This window comes from Microbacterium sp. T2.11-28 (assembly GCF_950097975.1).
Lineage (GTDB): Bacteria > Actinomycetota > Actinomycetes > Actinomycetales > Microbacteriaceae > Microbacterium.
The window spans coordinates 15987-37397 of sequence record NZ_CATNHF010000005.1 but is presented as its reverse complement, the minus strand read 5'-3'; the positions used below and the strand labels follow the sequence as shown (position 1 = coordinate 37397).

The window sequence follows — 21411 nt, the reverse complement described above, 5'->3', positions numbered from 1 at the left end:
GTGATTTCCGAGTATATACATGCCGGGTATCGTGCCCGCCAGCCGAGAGGCGCTTAGGCTGGAGGAATGGCCGAGGATCCGCGGCTGGACGCCGCTCGCTATCGCGTGGACAAGGCCGCCCGCGAGGCCGGATTCGCGGGCGACGAGGATGCCGATCCCGCGTCCGCCGCTCCGCGCGCCGATCCCGCTGCGCCGACCGCCCACGAGCGGGCGATGTACGTCGAGACGGCGATCCAGCAGGCCATCCGCCGCGGCGATTTCGACGACCTGCCCGGCTACGGCAAGCCGCTCGAGGGGCTGGGCGACCACCACGACCCGAACTGGTGGATCCGGCGCAAGATCCAGACCGAGCAGCTGACCGGCCTCGGACCGCCGGCGCTGCGGCTGCGGGTCGAGCACGCCGAGTTCGACGAGCGCGTGGACGCGCTCACCCGGGAGCCCGACGTGCGCGAGTACGTCACCGACTTCAACCGCCGGGTGGTGGAAGCGCGCCGCCAGCTCCAGGGCGGGCGGCCGGTCGTGACGCCCACCCGCGACGTCGACGCCGAGGTCGACGCCTGGCGTGCGCGGCGTGCGGCGCGCACCCCTCCTCCCGCGCCGGACCCGCCGCGCCGTCGGCGCTGGTCGCTGCGCCGGAACCGGCAGGAGGACGCGTGACCGAGGCGGCTCGCACGGCGGGGTGAATCACCCGCGCGTGCGTCCCGGCCGCTTCCGAGACGGCACGGTTCAGGCGCGCAGGGCCTGCTCCACGTCGGCCAGCAGGTCGTCGGCGTCCTCGATGCCGACCGAGAGGCGCACCACCTCCACCGGGACGGCGGCCTCCGTGCCCCGCACGGAGGCGTGGGTCATCGCGTCGGGATAGTTCACGAGCGACTCCACCCCGCCGAGCGACTCGGCGAGCTGGAACAGCCGCGTGGACTCGGCGAAGCGTCGTGCGGCCTCGCCGGACTCCAGGGCCACTGAGACGATGCCGCCGAACGCGGACATCTGCCGCGCCGCGATCTCGTGCCCCGGGTGCGATGCCAGGCCGGGGTAGTACACCCGCGCGACGCGTTCATGCCCGTCGAGGAAGGCGGCGATCGCGGCGGCGTTCTCGCTGTGCCGCTGCATGCGGACGGCGAGCGTCTTCACCCCGCGCGTCGTGAGCCACGCGTCGAGGGGGCCCGACACCGCGCCGACGGCGAACTGGAGGAAGCCGATCTTCTCGGCGAGGGCGTCGTCGTCGAGCACGAGCGCACCCCCGACGACATCGGAGTGCCCGCCCAGGTACTTCGTGGTCGAGTGCACGACGACGTCGGCGCCGAGGGCGAGCGGCTGCTGCAGGGCGGGGGTGGCGAAGGTGTTGTCGACGACGACCAGCGAGCCCGCGGCGTGACCGACCTCGACGAGCGCGGCGATGTCGGTGATGCGCAGCAGCGGGTTGGACGGCGTCTCGACCCACAGGATGCGCGGCGGACGCTCGGCGACCGCGGCGCGGACGGCATCCGGATCGCTCAGGTCGACGACGCGCAGTTTCACGCCCCACGGGCCGAGGATGCGGGAGATGAGACGGTGGGTGCCGCCGTAGACGTCGCTGCCGAGGAGCACCTCGTCGCCCGGCTGGAGCACTGCGCGCAGCAGCGCGTCCTCGGCGGCCAGGCCGGAGGCGAACGAGAAGGCGTGCGCGCCGCCCTCGATCGCGGCCAGCTGCACCTGGAGGGCGGTGCGGGTCGGATTGCCGCTGCGGCCGTATTCGTAGCCCTGCCGGAGCCCCCCGATGCCGTCCTGGGCATACGTCGTCGAGAAGTGGACGGGCGGGATCACCGCGCCGGTCGTCGGGTCGAACTCCTGACCGGCGTGGACGGCGAGGCTGGCGAAGCCGCGGGCGGCGTCGGAGGCGGTCATGCGAGGCTCCCGGGGAGGTCGGAGGTGGCGGGGGTGTCGACGGTCAGCGCGGGATCGAGGAGCTCGGCGTGGCCGTGGTCCCGCATCCACTCGTCGTCGAAGATCTTGCTGAGGTAGCCCCGGCCGTGATCGGGCAGCATCACGACGACCACGGCGCCCTCGGGGAGGTCGCGCGCCACCCGCAGCGCCGCGGTGACGGCCATGCCCGACGAGCCGCCGACCAGCAGGCCCTCCTCGCGGGCGAGCCGGCGCGTCATCGCGAACGATTCGGAATCGCCGACCCGCTCGTAGCGGTCGACGACGGCGGGGTCGAAGGTGGCCGGCCAGAAATCCTCGCCCACGCCCTCGACGGCGTAGCCGTGGATCGGTCCGCCGGAGTAGATCGAGCCCTCCGGGTCGGCGCCGACGACGACGACCTCTCCGGCCGACGCGTCCTTCAGGAACCGCCCGGTGCCGCTGATCGTGCCGCCGGTGCCGATCCCCGCGACGAAGTGCGTGACCTGGCCGTCGGTGTCGCGCCAGATCTCGGGGCCGGTCGTCTCGTAGTGCCCGCGCGGACCGTTGAGGTTCGCGAACTGGTTCGGCTTGAACGCCCCGGGGATCTCGCGCGCCAGGCGGTCCGAGACGGAGTAGTAGGAGTCGGGGTGCTCCGGCGGCACGCTCGTCGGGGTCATCACCACCTCGGCGCCGTACGCCTTCAGCACGGCGACCTTCTCGCCGGCGAACTTGTCGGGCACGACGAACACCATGCGGTAGCCGCGCTGGAGCGCGACCAGCGCGAGTCCCACCCCGGTGTTGCCGCTGGTCGGCTCGACGATCGTGCCGCCCGGCCGGAGCAGCCCATCGCGCTCGGCCGCGTCGATGATGCGCGACGCGATGCGGTCCTTCGCCGAGCTGCCGGGATTGAAGTACTCGACCTTGGCGAGCACGGTGGCGCGGATGCCGTCCGTGACGCTGCCGAGACGGACGAGGGGCGTGTTGCCGACGAGGTCGGCGATGTGGGTGGCGTAGCGCATGAGGTGTCCTGGTGGTCGTGCCGTGCGCACAGAGGCACGGCGAATCTGTCGGTCGTCGGAGGGCGCGCGTGAGCGCTCAGCGACAACAGCGACAGGTCAGGTGCACGCGACCACCGTAACCCGCGCCCCCGGTGGGGGCAAGTCGGGCAGCGCGCCGCCACGTGTCGCTCTGTGACGGCTGCCGGGTGCGCCACCCCGGTCTGCGTCTAGGGTTCCGGCATGGCCACCGACCCGACCGCCTCCCGTCCCGCCGGCATCGACCCGCGCGGACCGCGGGTGACCGCCGCCATCACGAGCGTGCTCCTGCTCCTCGGCACCTTCCTGTCGCTCGTGGGCTCCGCGACCCGCACCGGCACGACCCTCGCCGACCGCGCGGCCGACCCGGGCTTCCTCGTGCTCGCCCTCGTCGCCGTGCTGTTCGCGTGGGGCGTGACGTCGCCGCGGACCGCGCCGTGGGCGGTGCTGTTCCGCACCGCGATCCGGCCGCGCCTGACCGCGCCGACCGAGCTCGAGGACCCGCGACCGCCGCGGTTCGCGCAGGGCGTCGGGCTCTTCGTCGTCGGCCTCGGCCTGATCCTGCACCTGGTCGGCGTGCCGTGGGCGCTGCCCGCGGCCGGCGCCGCCGCGTTCGTCGCCGCGTTCCTGAACGCCGTGTTCGCCTTCTGCCTCGGCTGCCAGATCTATCTCGGCCTGACGCGCGCGGGGCTCCTCCGTCCGCAGGGCGGACTCGTCGGAGCCTCGTGACCCACGACGCGACGCCGCCGGTCGTCGCGCCCGTTCCGGCGCGCTACGACTGGGAGGGCTTCGGCTTCGACACCCGGCAGGTCCACGCCGGGGAGCTCCCCGAGGAGAACTTCGGCGCCCGTGTCACCCCGATCTACCTGTCCGCCGCCTATCGCTTCGCCTCGTTCGACGAGGCCGAGGCGCGCTTCACCGGCGCCGACGCCGGTCAGCTCTACTCGCGCAACCTCAATCCCACCCACCTCGTGGCCGAGCGGCGCATCGCCTCCCTCGAGGGCGGCGTCGGCGCCATCGTCGTCGGCTCGGGGCAGGCCGCGATCACGGCGCTCCTCCTGGGCCTGGCGGGGGCGGGGGAGCATCTGCTGTCGACCGCCAGCGTCTACAGCGGCACCCGCATCCTCTTCGACCGCACGTTCACACGCCTGGGCGTCGAGGTCGATTACGTGCGCGAGCCGCGGGATCCCGAGGAGTGGGAGCGGCTCATCCGCCCCGAGACCAAGGCCGCCTTCGTGGAGACGATCCCCAACCCGAAGAACGACCTCGTCGATGTGGCCGCGGTCGCCGCGATCACCCGTCGGCACGGCATCCCGCTCGTCGTCGACAACACCGTGGCAACCCCCTACGTCATCCGTCCGCTGGAGCACGGCGCCGACGTCGTCGTGCACTCGTCGACCAAGTTCCTCACCGGTCACGGGGCGGCGCTGTCGGGCGCGATCGTCGACGGCGGCACCTTCGACTGGGCGGGCTCCCGGCGCCCCTACCCCGGGATCACCGAGCCGCCCGGCCCGGGGAAGCCGTCGTTCGTCGACGCGTACGGCCGCCACGCGCTGGAGGCCTACCTCCGCTTCGGCATCGTCAACGACCTCGGTCCCGCGCTGTCGCCGGTGCACTCCTTCCTCCTGCAGCAGGGCATCGAGACGCTCTCGCTGCGGATGGCCCGCCACCTCGAGAACGCCGTCGCCGTCGCATCCTGGCTCGACGCGCACCCGGCCGTCGAGAGCGTCGACTTCGCCGGCCTTCCCGGCAGCGAGTACCACGCGATCGCGACGGAGCGCTTCGGCGGCCACGCCGGCTCGGTGTTCGCCTTCACCGTGCGCGGCGGCCGCGACGCGGCCCGGCGCTTCTTCGACGCGCTCCGCGTCTTCAGCCGCATGACCAACATCGGCGACGTGCGCTCCATGGCCCTCCACCCGGCCTCGACGACCCACGTGTCGTTCTCGGCCGAGGAGCGCGAGCGCCTCGGGATCGGCGACGGCCTCATCCGGCTGTCGATCGGCATCGAGACGGCCGCCGACCTCATCGCCGACCTCGACGCGGCCCTCGCCGCCGCCGTCCCCCGCAGCTAGGAGCACCCGATGGCCTCCGTCGTCGCACTCGTGGGCAACCCGCAGCCCGGATCCCGCACGCGCCGCATCGCCGAGTCGGTCGCCGCGGCCCTCGCGGAGCGCTCGGGAGCGGGGGTCGCGGACACCGTGGAGCTCGCCGACATCGCCGACGAGCTCTTCCGGTACCCGAGCGCCGTCGTCGACGCCGCGCGGGATCGGGTGCTCGCCGCCGACGTGGTCATCGTCGCCAGCCCCACCTACAAGGCCACCTACACGGGGCTGCTGAAGGCGTTCCTCGACCGTTTCGACGCGGGCGCCCTGCACGCGGTCGCCGCGGTGCCGATCCTGACGATCGGCTCCCCCGCCCACGCCCTGGCCGTGGAGGTGTCGCTGCGGCCCCTCCTGGTCGAGCTCGGCGCATCGGTGCCCACCCGCGGGATCGCGTTCCCGGCGTCGCAGGTCGATCAGCGCGACGAGATCGTCGCGGCCTGGGCGGATGCCGAGTGGCCGCGCCTCCGCCCCTTCCTGTAGCCGCTCGTCCGGCCGGGGCGGCTGGGCCGTGGCGTTTCCTCCCCATGTGGTTTGCCGGCGGGGTTATCCACAGGAAGCGGTCCTGACCGGGGCTTTGTCGGAGTCGGTGTCGGTGCCTCCGGGAAGGATGGGGGCATGACGAACACCGCTGCGCTCCGCCCGGCGACGTTCGGCGTGGAGGCGGTGGTCGAGGAGCTCGTCGAGATCCGGCGCGGGATGGCGGCGCTGCAGGCCCGCGAGGCCGCGGTGCTGGCTCGAGCGGTGGAAGTGGTGCGGGCGCAGGACGATGCGCCGGGACCGTCGGGGGTGCGGGATGTGCCGCTGCGGTCGATGGCGGCGCAGCTCGGCGTCGCGCTGCGGGTGTCGGATCGGACGGTGCAGCGCCAGCTGTCCGACGCGGTGGTGCTGACGGAGCGGTTCCCCGCGACGTGGGCCGCTTTGGCGGCGGGTGAGGTCTCGGGGGCGCATGTGCGGGTGATCGTCGAGGCGGGACTGCCGATCGACGACCACGACGCCCGCGCCGCGTTCGAGGAGGCCGCGCTGCAGGTGGCCCGGCGGGAAACGCCGGGACGGCTACGGCCTGCGGTGCGAGTCCTCGCGGCGCGACTGCATCCGGTGCCGCTGGCCGAGCGGCACGCCGTGGCCGCGAAGGGCCGGGGCGTGTGGGTGCGCGACCTCGACGACGGCATGGCGGAACTCATCGCGACGCTGCCGGCGCATCTGGCGCACGGGATCCGCGACCGTCTCGACCGGTACGCCCGGCGGGTCATCGACGCGCGCGGTGGTGCAGGAAGTGGAGAGGCGGGTGCCGCGACCGTCGGGACGACACTGCTCGATGAGCCCGCTTCCGACCTCCGGCGGATCGATGAGATCCGTGCCGACGTGTTCGCCGACCTGCTGCTGACCGGGCACGCGACGCCCGAGGTCTCGAACGGGTCGATCCCGGAGGGGGAGGCGATCGTCGCGCACGTGCAGGTCACCGTGCCCGTCCTCACGGCCGTCGGCGCCGGTGACGCGCCGACGGAGCTGACCGGCCGCGCGCCGATCGACACCGCGACGGCGCTAAGGCTGGCGGGCACCACGTCGGGGTGGGACCGGGTGCTCACCCACCCCGTCACCGGGACGGTGCTCGCGGTGGACCGGTACCGGCCGAGCGACCAGTTGAAGCGGGCGCTGAGAGTGCGGGACGAGCACTGCCGGTTCCCGGGGTGCCGGATCCCGGTGCGAAGGTGCGACATCGACCACACCAGAGCGCGAGAACACGACGGACCCACCGAACTCGGCAACCTCGCCCACCTCTGCCGCCGCCACCACACCCTCAAACACCACTCCGCCTGGCGGGTGAGACAGACGCCCGACGGAGTGCTGCACTGGACCAGCCCGACCGGCAGGCACTATCCCGACCGGCCGGCGCGCACTCTCACCTTCATCACGGACGACGCCCCCATCGGCATACCGATCGATCGAGATGGCCCTTCGGGCGCGCCCTTCTGACCGTCCGGCGGCCGTCAGCGCGGGCGGGGCGCACCGCAGGCGGGAGGACGGGTCAGACGGCGGAGATCGCTTCGGCCGGGGTGGCGCCGGTCGCGATCGGGCGACCGGGCGAGCGGCTCCACTGACTCCAAGAGCCCGGATACACACGGACGCCGATGCCTGCGACGGCGAAGGCGAGCGCCGAATGCGCCGACGCGATGCCGTTGTTGCAGTACAGGACGACCGCCGTCTCCGCGGTGACCCCCCGCGCGGCGAGCGCCGCCCGGATCCGGGCCGGCTCGTGGAGTCGGCCGTCGGGGGCGATGTGCGTGACGGTGGGGATGTTGATCGCGCCCGGGATGTGCCCGGCGCCAGGATCGAGCCCGCCGACCTGTCCGCGGTAGTGCTGCGGGGCCCGCACGTCGACGAGCACGCCGGTGCGCGGTGCGAGCGCGGCGTCCTGGATGGTCGCGACAGCGGGTCCCGGCCCCGCCAGCACGACGTCGCCCGCGGGCGGCGCGTGATCGCCTCGCGCGAGCGGATACCCCGCGTGGAGCCAGCCGCGGAAGCCGCCGTCGAGCACCCGCACGTCGATGCCGTGCCCCCGCAGCAGCCACCACGCCCGCGCCGCAGCCACGCCGTCGTTGTCGTCGTAGACCACGACGCGGTCACCGCGCCACAGCCCCCACCGGCGCGCGGCGGCCTCGAGATCGGCCGGATCCGGCAGCGGGAAGCGGCCCTCCTCGGGACGTCCGGGACGGGCGAGCTCCCGCTCCAGGTCGACGTAGACCGCACCGGGAAGGTGACCGCCCACGTAGGCGGGCCGCCCCTCGGGCTCGTTCAGGCGCCATCGCACGTCGAGCAGGCGCGGCGGGGACGCGCCCTCCAGTTCGGCGGAGAGCCGATCGGCGTCGACGAGGCGGGACATGCCCTCATGGTCGCCGAGGAGCACGCCGCCCGTCGCGCGGCCCCGCAACACGGCGACACGCCCCGGCGCCCGCGCGTCACATTCGTTCACACGGGGTCACAGACGCACACACACCGCCCCCGACCCCTCGGATCGGGGTTAGCGTCGAAGGATGACCACCTCGCCCGCCGCCCGCATCGACGCGCCGGAGCACCAGTTCTCGTCCTCGCTGTCGGCCGACGAGTTCAAGGCGCTGTTCCGCGGCCACCCCGGGGGCGTCGCGGTGATCACCGCCGACGCCGGCGACGGCCCGGTCGCCCTGACGGCGACATCGGTGTCGTCGGTGAGCGCCGACCCGCCGCTCCTGATCTTCTCGATCTCGTCGCTGTCGTCCTCCTCCGACGTGCTCTCGCGGGCCGAGACGATCGTCGTGCACCTGCTCGACGCGCACGACCTGGAGCTCGCGCGCCTCGGCGCCACGAGCGGGGTCGACCGCTTCGCCGACACCGACCGCTGGTCACGTCTGGTCACCGGCGAACCGGTGTACCACGACGTCCGCGCCTGGGTGCGCTGCGCCGTGATCGGGCGGATGGACGCCGGCGGCTCCACCGTCATCGCCGCGCACGCGCTGCAGTCGCAGGTCGTCCGCGATGTCGCACCGGGAGAGCCGGGCGACGCGCTGGTCTACCACAACCGCACCTGGCACCGACTCGGCGAGCACTCGCGCATCGACGCCTGAGTACGCCCCCGACTCACAGCGTCCGCTGAACGTCGATCGATACGGTCGGACCATGGAAGCGTCGCCGCAGCACCTGTCCGTCACGACCGACGACGGGGTGGCGACCTTCTCCCCCCATGAGCTGCGTGCGATGCGCGACGAGTTCCAGCGCTTCCTCCTCGGCTACCAGTTCGGCCTCCGCGAGGTCGAGACCAAGATCGGCATCCTCCGTGACGAGTTCCTGCTGACCCATGAGTACAACCCCATCGAGCACGTCTCGAGCCGCGTGAAGAGCGCCGACAGCCTCATCGATAAGGTCGTGCGCAAAGGCGTGGAGCCGACGTTCGACGCCATCCGCGACCACATCACCGACATCGCCGGCGTCCGGGTGACCACCAGCTTCGCGAAGGACGCCTACCGGCTGTTCGACCTCCTGACCGCACAGGACGACATCACGCTGCGCGAGGTGAAGGACTACATCGCCCGCCCCAAGGAGAACGGCTACCAGAGCCTGCACGCGATCGTGGAGGTGCCCGTCTTCCTCTCCAGCGGGCGCATCGACGCCGTCGTCGAGGTGCAGTTCCGCACCATCGCGATGGACTTCTGGGCGAGCCTGGAGCACAAGATCTACTACAAGTACGACGGTGCGGTGCCCGACGGCCTCCTCGCGGAGCTGCGCGATGCGGCGCTCACCGCCGCGGAGCTCGACGCCCGCATGGAACGGCTGCACGGCGAGCTCCACGGCCCCCACCCCGGGCGATTCGTCGCCGCCTGACGCGCGACGCTCCGCCCGGGTCGGCTCAGAGGCCCTTGCCGCCGGTCACCGGCAGCACGGCGCCCGAGACGAACGAGGCCTCGTCCGACGCCAGGAACACGTACGCGCCGGCCAGCTCGGCGGGCTGCCCGGCACGGCCGAGCGGCGTGTCCTGGCCGAACGTGGCGAGTCGCTCCGCGTCCCACCCGGTCGCCGGGATGAGCGGCGTCCAGATCGGGCCGGGCGCGACCGCGTTCACCCGGATGCCCTCGGGCCCGAGCTCCTCGGCGGCGGCCTTGACGAAGGCGACCTGCGCCGCCTTCGTCATCGCGTAGTCGATGATCCCCGGCGAGGGGTTGAACGCCTGGATCGACGACGTGACGATGATCGAGGCGCCCGGCTGCAGCAGCGGCACCGCCGCGCGGGCGGAGTAGAGCATGCCGTAGAGGTTCGTCTGGAACACGCGGTCGAACTCGGCCGTCTCCAGCGAGCCGATCCCGTCGCGGTCCTTCTGATAGGCCGCGTTCAGCACCACGACGTCGAGCCCGCCCAGCTCGCGCGCCGCGTCGACGACGATCGCGGTCGCGAAGGCCTCGTCGCGCACGTCGCCCGCGAACGAGACGCCGCGGCGCCCCTCGGCGCGCACGAGCGCGACGGTCGCGTCGGCGTCCTCCTGCTCCTCGGCCAGATGCGCGATCGCGACCTCCGCGCCCTCCCGCGCGAACGCGAGCGCGACGGCACGGCCGATGCCGGAGTCGCCGCCGGTGATGAGCGCGCGCTTGCCTTCGAGGCGTCCGCTGCCGCGGTAGCTGTCCTCGCCGTGGTCGGGGCGGGGCTCGGTGCGGCCGGTGAGTCCGGGCTGCTCCTGCTCCTGGTCGGGGAACCCTCCGTCGTGGTGGGCGGTGCGCGGATCGGTCATGTTCGTTCCTTTCCTCGGGTCTCCTCCGGCAGCGACGCCACCGGGACGACGATCACGTCCTGGACCTTCCAGTCCAGCTCCGCGATCTGCGATCGGGCGGCCTCCACGCGTGCGAGACGCACGCGGCGGCGGCGCGGCACGACGAAGGCCTCGACGTGGAACACCTGTCCCATGTCGCGCATCCGCACCGACGCCTGCGCCACCCACGGCAGGGTCTCCAGGCTCGCCACGATCCGGTCGGCCAGCGGATGCGGCGCGGCGTCGTCATGCGTGCGCGCCCGCTGGTCGATGAGGTCGAGCACCGCCGAGCGCGCGTTGCGCCAGCCGTCCCAGACGATGCCGGCGGAGATGAAGATGGCCGCGGCGCCATCGAGCCACCACCAGCCGATGCCGATGCCGAGCACGCCGACGATCGAGGCGACCGTCGTCGTCCAGTCGGCCTTGGCCATGTCGGCGTCGGCGTAGAGGACCTTGTTGTGCAGCACCGGGGCGAGCTTCGCCTTCGCGTGCCCGTAGAAGAAGGGGCCGATGACGATGACGCTCATCACGGCGACCATGAACCAGCCGAGCCAGATCGTCTGGCCGAACACGTTCACCGTGCCGATCGCCGGGTGCTCGCCGCGCAGCAGGCCGATCGCCGACTCGACCGCGAGGCTGCCGCCGATCGCCAGGAGCGCCACCCCGGCGACGAGGTGTCCGACACCCATGGCGCGGTGGAGACCGTACGGGAACCCACGGGTCGGCCGGTGACGGATGAGGAGCAGCGCGACGAGGAACGACACCTGCGGGATCAGCGACAGCATGTCCTCGATCCACGCCGTCTTCATCGCCTGCGACCCGCCCACGACGAGGGCGATGAGCGCGATCGTCACGCAGGTGTAGGCGATCGTGAACCACTCCCACCGCACCGCGCTGCGCAGCGCCGCCTGCTGGGCGGGCGGCAGGTCGGTGCGTCCCATGGACGTCATCCGCCCGATCATGGGCCGACCTCCGCGTCGAGGTAGGCCTCGAGGGCCGACTGCAGGCCGTTCTCGCCGAGCGGCAGGAGCACGACGACCGGGCGGCCCGCCGCTCCGGGGATGCCGGTGTAGCCCCGGGTCACCGACACCCGGTCGCTCCACGGCGTGTCGTCGGTCATGCCGCCGACCGCGACGTCGAGGTCGCCCGACTCGAGCGCCGCGACGAGATCCTCCTCCGAGCCGACCGTCCAGCGCACCCGGGCGTCACGGCCGGCCGCGAAGCCGGCGATGAGGTCGGGCAGCGGTCCCGAGACGGGGTCCGCGCCCGACGGGGCGTCCAGGACGACGAGGCCGTCGCTCGGCGATGCCCCCACGCGCAGCACGCCCCCGTCGATGCGGTCGAGCGCACCGTCGGGGTCGGCGGGGATCGATGCCCCGCACCCGGTGAGGACGGCCAGGGACAGCAGCATCGCCGCGGTCACGGCAGCGACTCGTCGCACGTCACGTCCTCTCGCATCGGCACCCGATCGGCGCGGAAAGCGCGCCCGTCACGATAGGCGCCGATCCGGGAAGGTCACGAGCCCCTTGACAGCCGGTCCGACCGCGTAAAGTACGAGCGTGGGCACTATCTACTACGGGGGATCGGCCACGCCGATCCACATCGAAGACCGTGCGCTCGCGCACCTCAAGGTCGTCGTCGCCACCAAGCTCCGGCGAGGCGAGAGCTTCACCCTGTCGTGGACGCATCCCGATGACGAGGAGCGCGGTCGCAGCACGATCTGGCTGCATCCGTCCATTCCGCTCCGGTTCGTCTTCGACGACCCCGAGAACCCGGAACTCAGCCGAGAGTGGCTCGAGGAGCTCGCGCAGTCGGCCAACTCGTCGGGCGGGATGACCCTCGTCGCCGAGCACATCGACAACGGCGGCGAAGAGGTGCCGGACACGGCCCCCCAGTCGGTCGAGGTGGCCGAGAAGGACTGAGTCAGTCCGTCTGCTCCGTCGCGCTCGACTCCGGCGGCTCGGGGACGACGTGCAGTCCGTTGGTCGAGTTGGCGGTGTAGTTCAGTGCCTCCAGCCACGCCCGGTTGAGGCTCGGCTGTCGGCTTCCGAAGTACTTGTAGATGAGCGATGCCGACGGGTGGAGCCACACCGACGTGCGTCCGTCGCCGACACTCGGGTCTTCACGCCACGTGAAGTGGAAGGCCTCGCCGCGGCGGAGCTTCTGCCCGACGACCACCTGCACGTGCGCCAGCACCCGGTCGTCGAAGTCGACCGTCACCGATCCCTCGTAGATGAACTTGCCCACTGGAGCCTCCGCTGTCGGGCGCGAGCGATCGCGCAGGAACGACGCTAATACAGGTGACCCGCTCCCGGAGACTCCGCGGCGCGTCGGACCGTCAGCGCAGCGCCTCCGTGCGGCGCAGGATCTCGGCGACCGCCGCGTCCGCACCGGGCAGCGCCGGCGCCAGCACGTCGGTGGCGTCGACCACCGCGACGCCGACATGACCGCTCAGCAGCAGGGAGCATTGGGACAGCTCGCCGTCGTGCACCGTGGGGAACTCGACGACATCGGTCTGATCCGCCCCGTGCAGCAGAGTCGCGTACGCGATCACGGCGTCGGCGATCGCGTCGGAGGTCAGCAGCCGGTGACCCTCGATCAGGATGTCTTTCATCTCGGTACCTCGGAGTGGTGTCGCGGCGGACGCGGCGCACAGGGCGCGGGAAACGTTGAGTGCTGTCGAGTCAACCCCGCGCTCACCGGTCCGGCAAAGGGGTTGACAGCTGCCGCCCGCCCCGATAGCCGATCGCGCCCCTGCTCGGCGCCGCCTGCTCCCCGGCACGGCACGGTCCCTGGCGCTGCGTGTGCCGTCGCAATGCAGGTGCCGTTGCACTGCGGCGACGACCTGTCAACCCGGTTGAGCCGCAGCGGCGGGCGGGCCACGGTGAGGGCATGACCTCACTCGCTGTCATCCTGCTCGTCATCGGCATCGCCCTGCTCCTCGTCGGCATCTTCGTCGAGGCGGCGAAGATCCTCCTGTGGATCGGGCTCGTCATCATCATCGTCGCCGTGATCGCCTGGCTCATGCGCGTCGTGCGCAGAAACGCCTGACCGCGCGTACGGCCGGAGCCGCTGACGCTGGCACGTGCCGGCGTCGGCGGCGAGGCCGTGGTGTTACCGCTCCGTTACGCCCGCCCGGACGATCTGTCAGGGCGACCGGTCAGCCGGGAGGGTTCGTCCGGCTCGGCCCCGTGATCATTGCGGGCTCCGGGTCGGACGTATTGAATGGCCGCACACACGCGCCACCCTGGCGCGGGGAGCGGAGCACGCGTGACGTCGGCACCCGAAACGACGATCGATCGGCCCGGACCAGCAGAGCACGGGCCCGGCGCGGTGGTGCTGGCGGGCGTCACGAAGCACTACGGCGACCAGCTCGCCGTCGACGATCTGTCGCTGACGATCGAGCCGGGTGAATTCCTGTCGCTGCTCGGCCCGTCCGGGTGCGGCAAGACGACGACCCTCCGGATGATCGCGGGCTTCGAGCACCCCGACCGCGGCGACATCCTCATCTCCGGCAGGAGCGTGCTCGGATCCCCGCCCTTCAAGCGGGATGTGAACACCGTCTTCCAGGCGTACGCGCTGTTCCCGCACATGTCCGTCGCCGAGAACGTGGCCTACGGGATGCAGCAGCGGCGCACGCCCAAGGCGGAGATCCGCGATCGCGTCTCGGCCGCCCTCGACATGGTCCAGATGCGGCGCTTCGCCGACCGCAGGCCCACCCAGCTCTCCGGCGGCCAGCAGCAGCGCATCGCGCTGGCGCGCGCCCTGGTCAACCGCCCCTCGGTCCTGCTCCTCGACGAGCCCCTCGGCGCCCTGGACCGGCAGCTGCGCGAGGAGATGCAGCTCGAGTTGAAGCTCCTCCAGTCCCGCCTCGGCATCACGTTCGTCTTCGTCACGCACGACCAGGGCGAGGCCCTGTCGATGAGCGACCGCATCGCCATCATGCGCGAGGGTCGCATCGAGCAGCTCGCCGACGCTGACACGGTGTACGCCCGCCCCGCCTCCGCCTACGTGGCGGCCTTCGTCGGCCAGCAGAACTTCTTCCACGGGCCGCTCACCGGCGGAGACGCCGTGTCGTCCCCGCACGTAGTCGTCCGATCCTCCGCGACGCCCCTGCCCGGTGGGGGCGCCGCGGCCGCAGCCGTCCGGCCGGAGAACGTGCGGATCGCGGCGGCGGATGCGGGCGGGCTCGCCGAGACGAACGCGGTGCGCGGGGAGCTCATCGGCATCTCGCACCTCGGCGAGACGATGCAGTACCTCGTACGGCTGGGCGAGGACCAGAGCCTCATCGTCCGCCGCCCCACGCCCGAGGCGCCGAGCCTGCGCGTGGGCGATCCGGTGGTGTGCACGTGGTCCCCGGGCGACGTGCTGCTCTTCCCCGCCGATCACGCCGCCGAGGAGGGCGGCTACATCGCCCCTCCGACCGTCTAGACCACCCGCAGGAAGCCGCACCGGCCGCACCCCAGACCCACCACCACCCGATCCCGACCTCAACCCGAGCTGGAGGCCCCGATGACCGAGTCCCGCACCCCGCTGCGCATCCTCGCCCCCGAGAGCGCGGTTCCGCGCATCGCCGCCGAACTGTCGCGGCGACGCTTCCTCTCGCTGGCCGCCCTCGCCGGCGGCACCGCCCTGCTGGCCGCCTGCGCGCCCGGCGGCAGCACCACGAGCCCCTCGTCGCAGGCCTCCGGCGGCGCTCTCGAGGACGCCCTGTCGGTGTACACGTGGGGGGATTACGACTCCCCCGACGTGGTCTCGGCCTTCACCGCCGACCTCGGCCCGAAGGTGACCCTGGACTCCTACAGCTCGAACGAGGAGCTGATCGCGAAGCTCATCGCCGCGAAGGGCACGTCGGGCTTCGACATCGTGGTCCCCACCGGCGTGTTCATCCCGCAGATGATCGAGAACGGCCTGCTGACCAAGTTCAACAAGGATCTGCTGCCGAACCTCACCAACATGGACCCGACCGCGCTCGGACGCGCATGGGACCCCGAGAACGAGTACTCGGTCTGCAAGGCGTGGGGAACCACCGGATTCGTCTACGACAAGACGATCATCACGCGCGAGCTGTCGACGTGGAGCGACTTCTTCGACGCCGCCCAGAACGAGGCCAGCGGCAAGACGAGCATGTCCGACGACCCCGCCGGGATCATCGGCGCCTACTTCTGGGCGAACGACCTCGACTGGAACACCCAGGACGCCGATCAGCTCGAGGCGTGCCGGAAGTTCCTCGTGGAGGAGATCGCCCCGCACATCGCCGCGTTCGACTCCTACCCCGGGACCAACGCCATCCCGCAGGGCACGCAGGTGCTCATGCAGGCGTGGAACGGCGACGCGCGCCTCGGCCTGCTGGAGTCCGCCGACCCCGACCGCTGGCAGTGGGTGCTCCCCGGACCGGTGACCGAGCTGTGGATGGACAACTGGGCCATCGCCGCCGGCGCCCCCCACCCCGAGGCCGCGCACGCCTTCATCGACTTCTCGATGACGCCCGAGAACCTCATGCTGAACCTCGACTACATCGGCTACAACGTCGGCGGCAAGGACATGCAGCAGGGCGCGACCGACGCGGGCATGGAGCTGACCGACCTCATCTTCTTCTCGGACGCCCAGCTGGCCGCCATGAAGGAGCAGGAACTCAACGACTCCCAGACGGTGCGCGTGGAGATCTGGAACGAGATGAAGGCCGCCGCGGGTGCGTAGGAGATCCCTCGGGGGCCTCCTCGCCGTCCCCGCGTGGGTGTGGCTGACCGTCTTCTTCGTCGCCCCGGTGGGGATGGTGATCTGGTTCAGCTTCGGGTACAAGCCGGGCATCTTCGGCACCCATGCCAACGACGTCCTCTCCTTCGACCGCTACCTCGAGGCGCTCTCCCCGACGTTCTTCGCGACGTTCGCGAACACGCTGTGGGTGGGGCTGCTCGGCACCGCCCTGTGCTTCCTCATCGGCGCGCCGGTGGCGTACTGGATGGCCTTCAAGGTGCGCCCGGAGCGACGCGGCATCCTCATCGCGCTCGTGCTGATCCCCTTCTGGACGAACTTCCTCATCCGCACGATCGGCTGGCAGGTGATCCTCGCCCCCGAGGGGTGGATGTCGCAGGCGCTGCAGTCGCTGGGGCTCCTCGACGGGCCGCTCGACCTCCTCTACACGCGCACCGCGGTGCTCATCGGCGTGGTCTACAACTACCTGCCGCTGATGATCCTGCCCCTGTTCGTGGCCTTCGACCGCGTCGGGCCCGCCGTGCGCGAGGCGTCCAAGGACCTCGGCGCCGGCAAGGTCGGCACCTTCTTCCGGGTGACGCTGCCGCTGTCGCGGCCGGGGGTCGTGGCCGGCGTGCTGCTCGTGTTCATCCCGCTCATGGGCGACTACATCACCGCGACCGTGCTCGGCGGCGCCAAGGGCAACATGGTGGGCCAGCTGGTGGCCAGCCAGTTCCAGACCGCGCAGAACTGGGCACTGGGCTCGGCCATGGCCGTGGTGCTGATGCTCGTCATCGCGCTGACCATCGCCGCGGCGGCCGCCGTGCTGTGGCTGGTCGCGCTCCCGTTCCGCTCCCGCAACCGGCTCGTGCTGGGAGCGGCCCCCGCGGCGACCCCCGCGCCCGCGCCGGCGCGCGCCGACGCCGAGACGCAGGTGACCTCGTGAGCGCGACCAAGACCGAGACGATCCTGCGTCAGCGCGACGGATCCATGCTGGGCAGCGGGCGGCGCGCGAACCGGTCGTGGACCGACATCGCGCTGAACGTGTGGGGCGTGCTCGTCCTGCTGTTCCTGTTCGCGCCGATCATCGTCATCGTCATCTACTCGTTCAACACCGGACGGCTGCTGGTCTCCTTCGACGGCTTCGGACTCGACGCGTTCCGGACGATCCTCGACAAGCCGGCCGTCCAGAACGCGGTGCGCGTCTCGCTCGTCACCGCACTCATCTCGGCGGTGATCGCGACGACGCTCGGCACGCTCGCCGGCATCGCGATGGCCCGTCACCCCGGCCGCTGGGTCTGGTGGTTCCTGGGACTGCTGCTGCTGGTGTCGGTGACGCCCGAGATCGTGGACGCCGTCGCCCTGCTCCCCTGGTTCGTCACCCTCGGGCAGGACTGGGGCATGCCGATCTTCGACGACGGCATCGTGCGCCTGTCGATCGGCAGCTCGCTGTTCGCCACCGCGGTCGTCTCCTACCTCGTGCGCGCCCGGCTGATCGGACAGGAGGCGAACCTGGAGGAGGCCTCGAGCGACCTCTACGCGCTGCCGCTGACGACGTTCCGCCGGGTGACGCTGGCCCTCGCGATGCCCGCGGTGCTCGCCGGATTCCTGCTGGCGTTCACCCTCAGCCTGGACAACACGATCGTCGCGGCGTTCGTGCAGGTGTCCGGAACCACGCCCTGGCCCGTGTACGTGCTCTCGGCGGTGCGCTCCGGCCTGCGCCCCGAGGTCGCCGCGGTCTCGACGATCATGCTGCTGCTGACCCTCATCGCCCTCGCGGTCGTCGCCCTCGTGCTGCGCCGCGCCGGCGACTCCGCCACCGACATCGCCCGCACGATGGGCGGCGGCTGACGGCCGCCGACGGATGAGCACCGAGTGAGGGGAACCGAGTGATGGGCACCGGCGCCCACGGGAAGAGGGAACGCGGATGACGGACGCAGAACTGGTCTTCGTCGGCGGGGCGGTCTTCACGGCCGACGCCGTCCGCTCGCGCGCGACGGGCGTCGCGGTGCGGGGCGGGCGCATCGTCGCCGTCGGCGGCGACGACGTCCGCCAGCTCATCGGCGCGCGCACCGAGGTCGTCGACCTGCGCGGGCGCATGCTCGTGCCCGGCTTCCAGGACGCGCACGTGCATCCCGTCTCGGGCGGGCTCGAGCTGCTGCGCTGCGACCTGGGCGGGGCGTCCACCGAGGAGGAGTACCTGCAGACGGTCGCCGCCTATGCCGCGTCGCATCCGCCCACCGGCGCGGAGGGCTCGGAGTGGGTGCTCGGCGGCGGCTGGGCGATGTCCGCCTTCCCCGGCGGCACGCCGACCGCGGCCGCCCTCGACCGCGTGCTCCCGGACCGTCCCGCCTTCCTCCCCAACCGCGACGGCCACGGCGCGTGGGTGAACTCCGAGGCGCTGCGACGTGCGGGGATCGACCGGGACACCCCCGACCCCGCCGACGGACGGATCGAGCGGGACGCCGACGGCCATCCGACGGGCACCCTCCACGAAGGCGCGATGTCGCTGGTCAACCGACTGGTGGCCGACCCGTCGCCCGCGTTCCTGCGCGAGGCCCTGCTGGCCGGGCAGCGCTACCTGCACTCCTTCGGCATCACCGCATGGCAGGACGCGATCATCGGCGACTACAGCGACCTGGTCGATCAGGGCGAGACCTATCGGCAGGCCGCGATCGACGGCACGCTCACCGGCCGCGTCGTCGGAGCGCTCTGGTGGGACCGCACCGCCGGACTCGAGCAGATCCCGTCCCTCGTCGAGCGCCGCGAGCGCTTCAGTCACGGCCGCTTCCAGGCGACGAGCGTGAAGATCATGCAGGACGGCGTCGCCGAGAACTTCACCGCCGCCATGCTCGAGCCGTACCACGACGGCCACGGTCATCCGACCGACAACTCCGGCATCTCGTTCGTCGCACCGGAGATCCTGAACGAGGCCGTGCCGCAGCTGGACGCCCTCGGCTTCCAGGTGCACTTCCACGCGATCGGCGACCGCGCCGTGCGCGAATGCCTCGACGCGGTGGAGCACGCGATCGCCCGCAACGGGCGCGGCGACGGCCGCCACCACATCGCCCACCTGCAGGTCATCCACCCCGACGACATCCCGCGCTTCCGCCGGCTGGGCGTCGCGGCGAACATGCAGTCGCTGTGGGCCACGCTGGAGCCCCAGATGGTCGACCTGACGCTGCCGTTCCTCGGTGCGCCGCGCGACGCCTGGCAGTACCCGTTCGGCGACCTCCTGCGCTCCGGCGCGGTGCTCGCCGCCGGAAGCGACTGGTCGGTGTCCACTCCCGACCCGATGGCGGCCATCCACACGGCGGTCAACCGCCAGGCGGCGCCCGGCCACGAGGAGGGCGACTACGAGCCGTTCCTCCCCGAGCAGGCCATCGACCTCGCCACGTCGCTCACCGCCTACACGGCGGGCTCGGCGTGGGTGAACCACCTCGACGACAGCACCGGGACCATCGAGGTCGGCAAGGCCGCCGATTTCGCCCTGCTCGACCGCGATCCCTTCGAGGGCCCCGCGGATCGGATCGGCGCGACCCGGGTGCTCCAGACCTTCGTCGGCGGCGTCCGCGTGCACGCCGCCGACGATGCCTGACGAAAGGACCCCCATGGGAACGACCGTCTTCGAACGGCAGGCGCCCCCGGCATCGGTCGTCGCGCACAGCCTCGAGCAGACGCGGAGCGGATCCTTCTGGATCGACGACCTGCCCGCCTCCCTGCGCCCCGACCGCGCGCCGCTGCGCGGCGTGGAGACGACCGACCTCGTGATCGTCGGAGCCGGCTACACGGGGCTGTGGACCGCCCTGCTCGCCGTGCTGCGCGACCCCGGGCGCCGGGTGGTCATCGTCGAGGCGGCCCGCACGGGCTGGGCGGCCTCGGGCCGCAACGGCGGATTCTGCGAGTCGAGCCTCACCCACGGGCACGAGAACGGCGCGCGGCGCTGGCCCGACGAGATCGACACCCTGGAGCGCCTCGGCCGGCAGAACCTCGACGAGATCGAGCAGACCGTCGCCGAGCTCGGACTCGACGTGCAGTTCGAGCGCACCGGCCAGCTCGCCCCCGCGATCGAGCCCCATCAGCTGGCGTGGCTCGACGAATGGCGCGCGGAGGCGGCGGGCGACCCCGACGTCGAGTACCTCGACGAGGCGGCGGTGCGGGCCTCGGTGGCGTCGCCGACCTACCTGGCGGCCATCTGGGAGAAGCGCACGTGCGCCCTCGTCCACCCGGCGCGGCTGGCCGCCGAGCTCGCCCGCGCCGCCGAGGAGCGCGGCGTGCGCATCTTCGAGCGCTCGCGCGCCACGGGGATCGAGACGCCCCGCGGCGGCGGAGTCTCCGTGCTCACCGACGGAGGGCGGGTCGACGCCGATCACGCGGTGCTCGCCACGAACGTCTTCCCGTCGCTGCTGCGGCGCAACCGGCTCATGACGGTGCCGGTGTACGACTACGCGCTCATGACCGAGCCCCTCACGCCCGCGCAGCAGGAGGCGATCGGCTGGCGGGACCGTCAGGGGATCGGCGACATGGCGAACCAGTTCCACTACTACCGTCCGTCGCAGGGGCAGGACGGCCAGGGGGCCCGCATCCTCTTCGGCGGGTACGACGCGCTCTACCACTACGGCCGCCGCGTCGACCCGCGCTACGAGAACCGTCCGGACGTGTGGGCGAAGCTCGCGAGCCACTTCTTCACGACCTTCCCGCAGCTCGAGGGCCTGCGCTTCAGCCACCAGTGGGCGGGCGCCATCGATAGCTCGACGCAGTTCACCGCCTTCTACGGCACCGCCCGCGACGGCCGCGTCGCCTACGCCTCGGGCTTCACCGGCCTCGGCGTCGGCTCGACCCGGTTCGCCGGGCAGGTGATGCTCGACCTCCTCGACGGCACGGAGACCGAGCGGACGGCGCTGCAGATGGTGCGCCGCCGTCCGCTGCCGTTCCCGCCCGAGCCCGCCGCGGCGATCGGCATCCACGCGACGCGCTGGTCGATGGATCGCGCCGACCACCACGAGGGTCGCCGGAACCTGCTGCTGAAGACGCTCGACGCCCTCGGGCTAGGGTTTGACTCGTGACAGAACTGGATCCCGGAATCGTCCTGGCCGTCTCCGACGTCGAGGTGCCGCTGACACCCGCACCCCCCGCCCAGGTGGTCTCGGGGGCGCCCGCGACCGGATCGGTCGACCTCGACGAGGACATGGGGATGGGCGTGTGGGAGATGACCCCCGGCGCCCTCCGCGACGTCGAGATCGACGAGGTCTTCGTCGTCGTCGCCGGATCGGCGACCGTGGAGTTCGTCGACCCGCCGCTCCCGGCGATCGAGCTCGTCCCCGGCGCGATCGTGCGCCTCGAGTCCGGCATGCAGACGGTGTGGACCGTCCGCGAGACCCTGCGCAAGGTGTACCTGGCCTAGCCGCCGCGCTCGTCCTCGCCCTCGTCC

Annotated in this window: 24 protein-coding genes; 16 read left to right on the top strand and 8 right to left on the bottom strand. The window is 72.1% G+C overall.

Annotated features, from left to right (window positions below; translation table 11 throughout):
- Positions 1-66: 66 nt before the first annotated feature.
- Positions 67-657: a DUF1992 domain-containing protein gene (locus QQZ13_RS06150; protein ID WP_284528212.1), complete on the top strand. Its 591-nt coding sequence runs from the start codon at positions 67-69 to the stop codon at positions 655-657.
- Positions 658-726: 69 nt separating this feature from the next.
- On the opposite strand, the gene QQZ13_RS06145 is transcribed toward QQZ13_RS06150, so the two are convergent.
- Positions 727-1884, bottom strand: coding sequence for a cystathionine gamma-synthase (locus tag QQZ13_RS06145; RefSeq protein ID WP_284528211.1), 1158 nt, complete (start codon positions 1882-1884; stop codon positions 727-729).
- Positions 1881-2900, bottom strand: coding sequence for a pyridoxal-phosphate dependent enzyme (locus QQZ13_RS06140; protein ID WP_284528210.1), 1020 nt, complete (start codon positions 2898-2900; stop codon positions 1881-1883). The genes QQZ13_RS06145 and QQZ13_RS06140 overlap by 4 nt, the downstream gene beginning before the upstream one ends.
- A gap of 219 nt (positions 2901-3119) precedes the next feature.
- Here QQZ13_RS06140 and QQZ13_RS06135 point away from each other — a divergent pair, with 219 nt between their 5' ends.
- From QQZ13_RS06135 to QQZ13_RS06120, 4 genes are all read left to right on the top strand, one after another.
- On the top strand, positions 3120-3644 hold the full coding sequence (locus QQZ13_RS06135) for a DUF4395 domain-containing protein (protein WP_284528209.1): 525 nt from the start codon (positions 3120-3122) through the stop codon (positions 3642-3644).
- Positions 3641-4987: an O-acetylhomoserine aminocarboxypropyltransferase/cysteine synthase family protein gene (locus QQZ13_RS06130; RefSeq protein WP_284528208.1), complete on the top strand. Its 1347-nt coding sequence runs from the start codon at positions 3641-3643 to the stop codon at positions 4985-4987. The genes QQZ13_RS06135 and QQZ13_RS06130 overlap by 4 nt, the downstream gene beginning before the upstream one ends.
- Before the next feature lie 9 nt (positions 4988-4996).
- Positions 4997-5497 carry an NADPH-dependent FMN reductase gene (locus tag QQZ13_RS06125; RefSeq protein ID WP_284528207.1) on the top strand — a complete coding sequence of 167 codons (501 nt, stop codon included), beginning with the start codon at positions 4997-4999 and terminating at the stop codon, positions 5495-5497.
- Between the two features lie 135 nt (positions 5498-5632).
- The gene (locus QQZ13_RS06120; protein ID WP_284528206.1) at positions 5633-6991 is read left to right on the top strand and encodes an HNH endonuclease signature motif containing protein; all 1359 of its coding nucleotides are present in this window, start codon (positions 5633-5635) and stop codon (positions 6989-6991) included.
- Positions 6992-7043: 52 nt separating this feature from the next.
- Here the strand turns inward: QQZ13_RS06120 and QQZ13_RS06115 are convergent, their stop codons facing one another.
- The gene (locus tag QQZ13_RS06115) at positions 7044-7898 is read right to left on the bottom strand and encodes a sulfurtransferase (protein WP_284528205.1); all 855 of its coding nucleotides are present in this window, start codon (positions 7896-7898) and stop codon (positions 7044-7046) included.
- A 151-nt stretch (positions 7899-8049) separates the two neighbouring features.
- Here QQZ13_RS06115 and QQZ13_RS06110 point away from each other — a divergent pair, with 151 nt between their 5' ends.
- Together QQZ13_RS06110 and QQZ13_RS06105 are read left to right on the top strand one after the other, a co-directional pair.
- A complete protein-coding gene (locus QQZ13_RS06110) occupies positions 8050-8616 on the top strand; it encodes a flavin reductase family protein (protein WP_284528204.1) in 567 nt (188 codons plus the stop codon).
- A 52-nt stretch (positions 8617-8668) separates the two neighbouring features.
- On the top strand, positions 8669-9370 hold the full coding sequence (locus tag QQZ13_RS06105; protein ID WP_284528203.1) for a GTP pyrophosphokinase family protein: 702 nt from the start codon (positions 8669-8671) through the stop codon (positions 9368-9370).
- A gap of 25 nt (positions 9371-9395) precedes the next feature.
- On the opposite strand, the gene QQZ13_RS06100 is transcribed toward QQZ13_RS06105, so the two are convergent.
- The 3 genes from QQZ13_RS06100 to QQZ13_RS06090 are packed head-to-tail and all read right to left on the bottom strand — an operon-like array spanning position 9396 to position 11727.
- Positions 9396-10268 (bottom strand): SDR family oxidoreductase, encoded by an 873-nt coding sequence (locus QQZ13_RS06100; protein WP_284528202.1) that lies wholly within the window; start codon positions 10266-10268, stop codon positions 9396-9398.
- A complete protein-coding gene (locus QQZ13_RS06095) occupies positions 10265-11236 on the bottom strand; it encodes a cation diffusion facilitator family transporter (protein WP_284528201.1) in 972 nt (323 codons plus the stop codon). Before QQZ13_RS06095 ends, QQZ13_RS06100 begins: the two co-directional genes overlap by 4 nt.
- An 8-nt stretch (positions 11237-11244) precedes the next feature.
- The gene (locus QQZ13_RS06090) at positions 11245-11727 is read right to left on the bottom strand and encodes a hypothetical protein (RefSeq protein WP_284528200.1); all 483 of its coding nucleotides are present in this window, start codon (positions 11725-11727) and stop codon (positions 11245-11247) included.
- Between the two features lie 118 nt (positions 11728-11845).
- Between QQZ13_RS06090 and QQZ13_RS06085 the strand changes: the two genes are divergently transcribed.
- Positions 11846-12208 carry a hypothetical protein gene (locus QQZ13_RS06085; RefSeq protein WP_284528199.1) on the top strand — a complete coding sequence of 121 codons (363 nt, stop codon included), beginning with the start codon at positions 11846-11848 and terminating at the stop codon, positions 12206-12208.
- A gap of 1 nt (position 12209) precedes the next feature.
- Here QQZ13_RS06085 and QQZ13_RS06080 read toward each other — a convergent pair whose 3' ends face one another.
- Entirely contained in the window at positions 12210-12533 is a 324-nt protein-coding gene (locus QQZ13_RS06080; RefSeq protein ID WP_284528198.1) for an ATP-dependent DNA ligase, read from the bottom strand.
- A gap of 91 nt (positions 12534-12624) precedes the next feature.
- On the bottom strand, positions 12625-12900 hold the full coding sequence (locus QQZ13_RS06075; RefSeq protein ID WP_284528197.1) for a hypothetical protein: 276 nt from the start codon (positions 12898-12900) through the stop codon (positions 12625-12627).
- Between the two features lie 278 nt (positions 12901-13178).
- On the opposite strand from QQZ13_RS06075, the gene QQZ13_RS06070 reads away from it, so the two are divergent.
- From QQZ13_RS06070 to QQZ13_RS06035, 8 genes are all read left to right on the top strand, one after another.
- Positions 13179-13337 (top strand): hypothetical protein, encoded by a 159-nt coding sequence (locus QQZ13_RS06070; protein ID WP_284528196.1) that lies wholly within the window; start codon positions 13179-13181, stop codon positions 13335-13337.
- Positions 13338-13556: 219 nt separating this feature from the next.
- Complete coding sequence (locus QQZ13_RS06065; RefSeq protein WP_284528195.1) at positions 13557-14717, top strand: ABC transporter ATP-binding protein; 1161 nt, start codon at positions 13557-13559, stop codon at positions 14715-14717.
- 81 nt (positions 14718-14798) lie between these two features.
- On the top strand, positions 14799-15986 hold the full coding sequence (locus QQZ13_RS06060) for a spermidine/putrescine ABC transporter substrate-binding protein (protein WP_284528194.1): 1188 nt from the start codon (positions 14799-14801) through the stop codon (positions 15984-15986).
- Positions 15979-16926 (top strand): ABC transporter permease, encoded by a 948-nt coding sequence (locus tag QQZ13_RS06055; protein ID WP_284528193.1) that lies wholly within the window; start codon positions 15979-15981, stop codon positions 16924-16926. The genes QQZ13_RS06060 and QQZ13_RS06055 overlap by 8 nt, the downstream gene beginning before the upstream one ends.
- A complete protein-coding gene (locus QQZ13_RS06050) occupies positions 16923-17831 on the top strand; it encodes an ABC transporter permease (protein WP_342395260.1) in 909 nt (302 codons plus the stop codon). The genes QQZ13_RS06055 and QQZ13_RS06050 overlap by 4 nt, the downstream gene beginning before the upstream one ends.
- Positions 17832-17907: 76 nt before the next feature.
- Entirely contained in the window at positions 17908-19578 is a 1671-nt protein-coding gene (locus tag QQZ13_RS06045) for an amidohydrolase (RefSeq protein WP_284528192.1), read from the top strand.
- 13 nt (positions 19579-19591) lie between these two features.
- On the top strand, positions 19592-21046 hold the full coding sequence (locus tag QQZ13_RS06040) for an FAD-binding oxidoreductase (protein ID WP_284528191.1): 1455 nt from the start codon (positions 19592-19594) through the stop codon (positions 21044-21046).
- The gene (locus QQZ13_RS06035) at positions 21043-21384 is read left to right on the top strand and encodes a cupin domain-containing protein (protein WP_284528190.1); all 342 of its coding nucleotides are present in this window, start codon (positions 21043-21045) and stop codon (positions 21382-21384) included. The genes QQZ13_RS06040 and QQZ13_RS06035 overlap by 4 nt, the downstream gene beginning before the upstream one ends.
- The last annotated feature ends 27 nt before the right edge of the window (positions 21385-21411 follow it).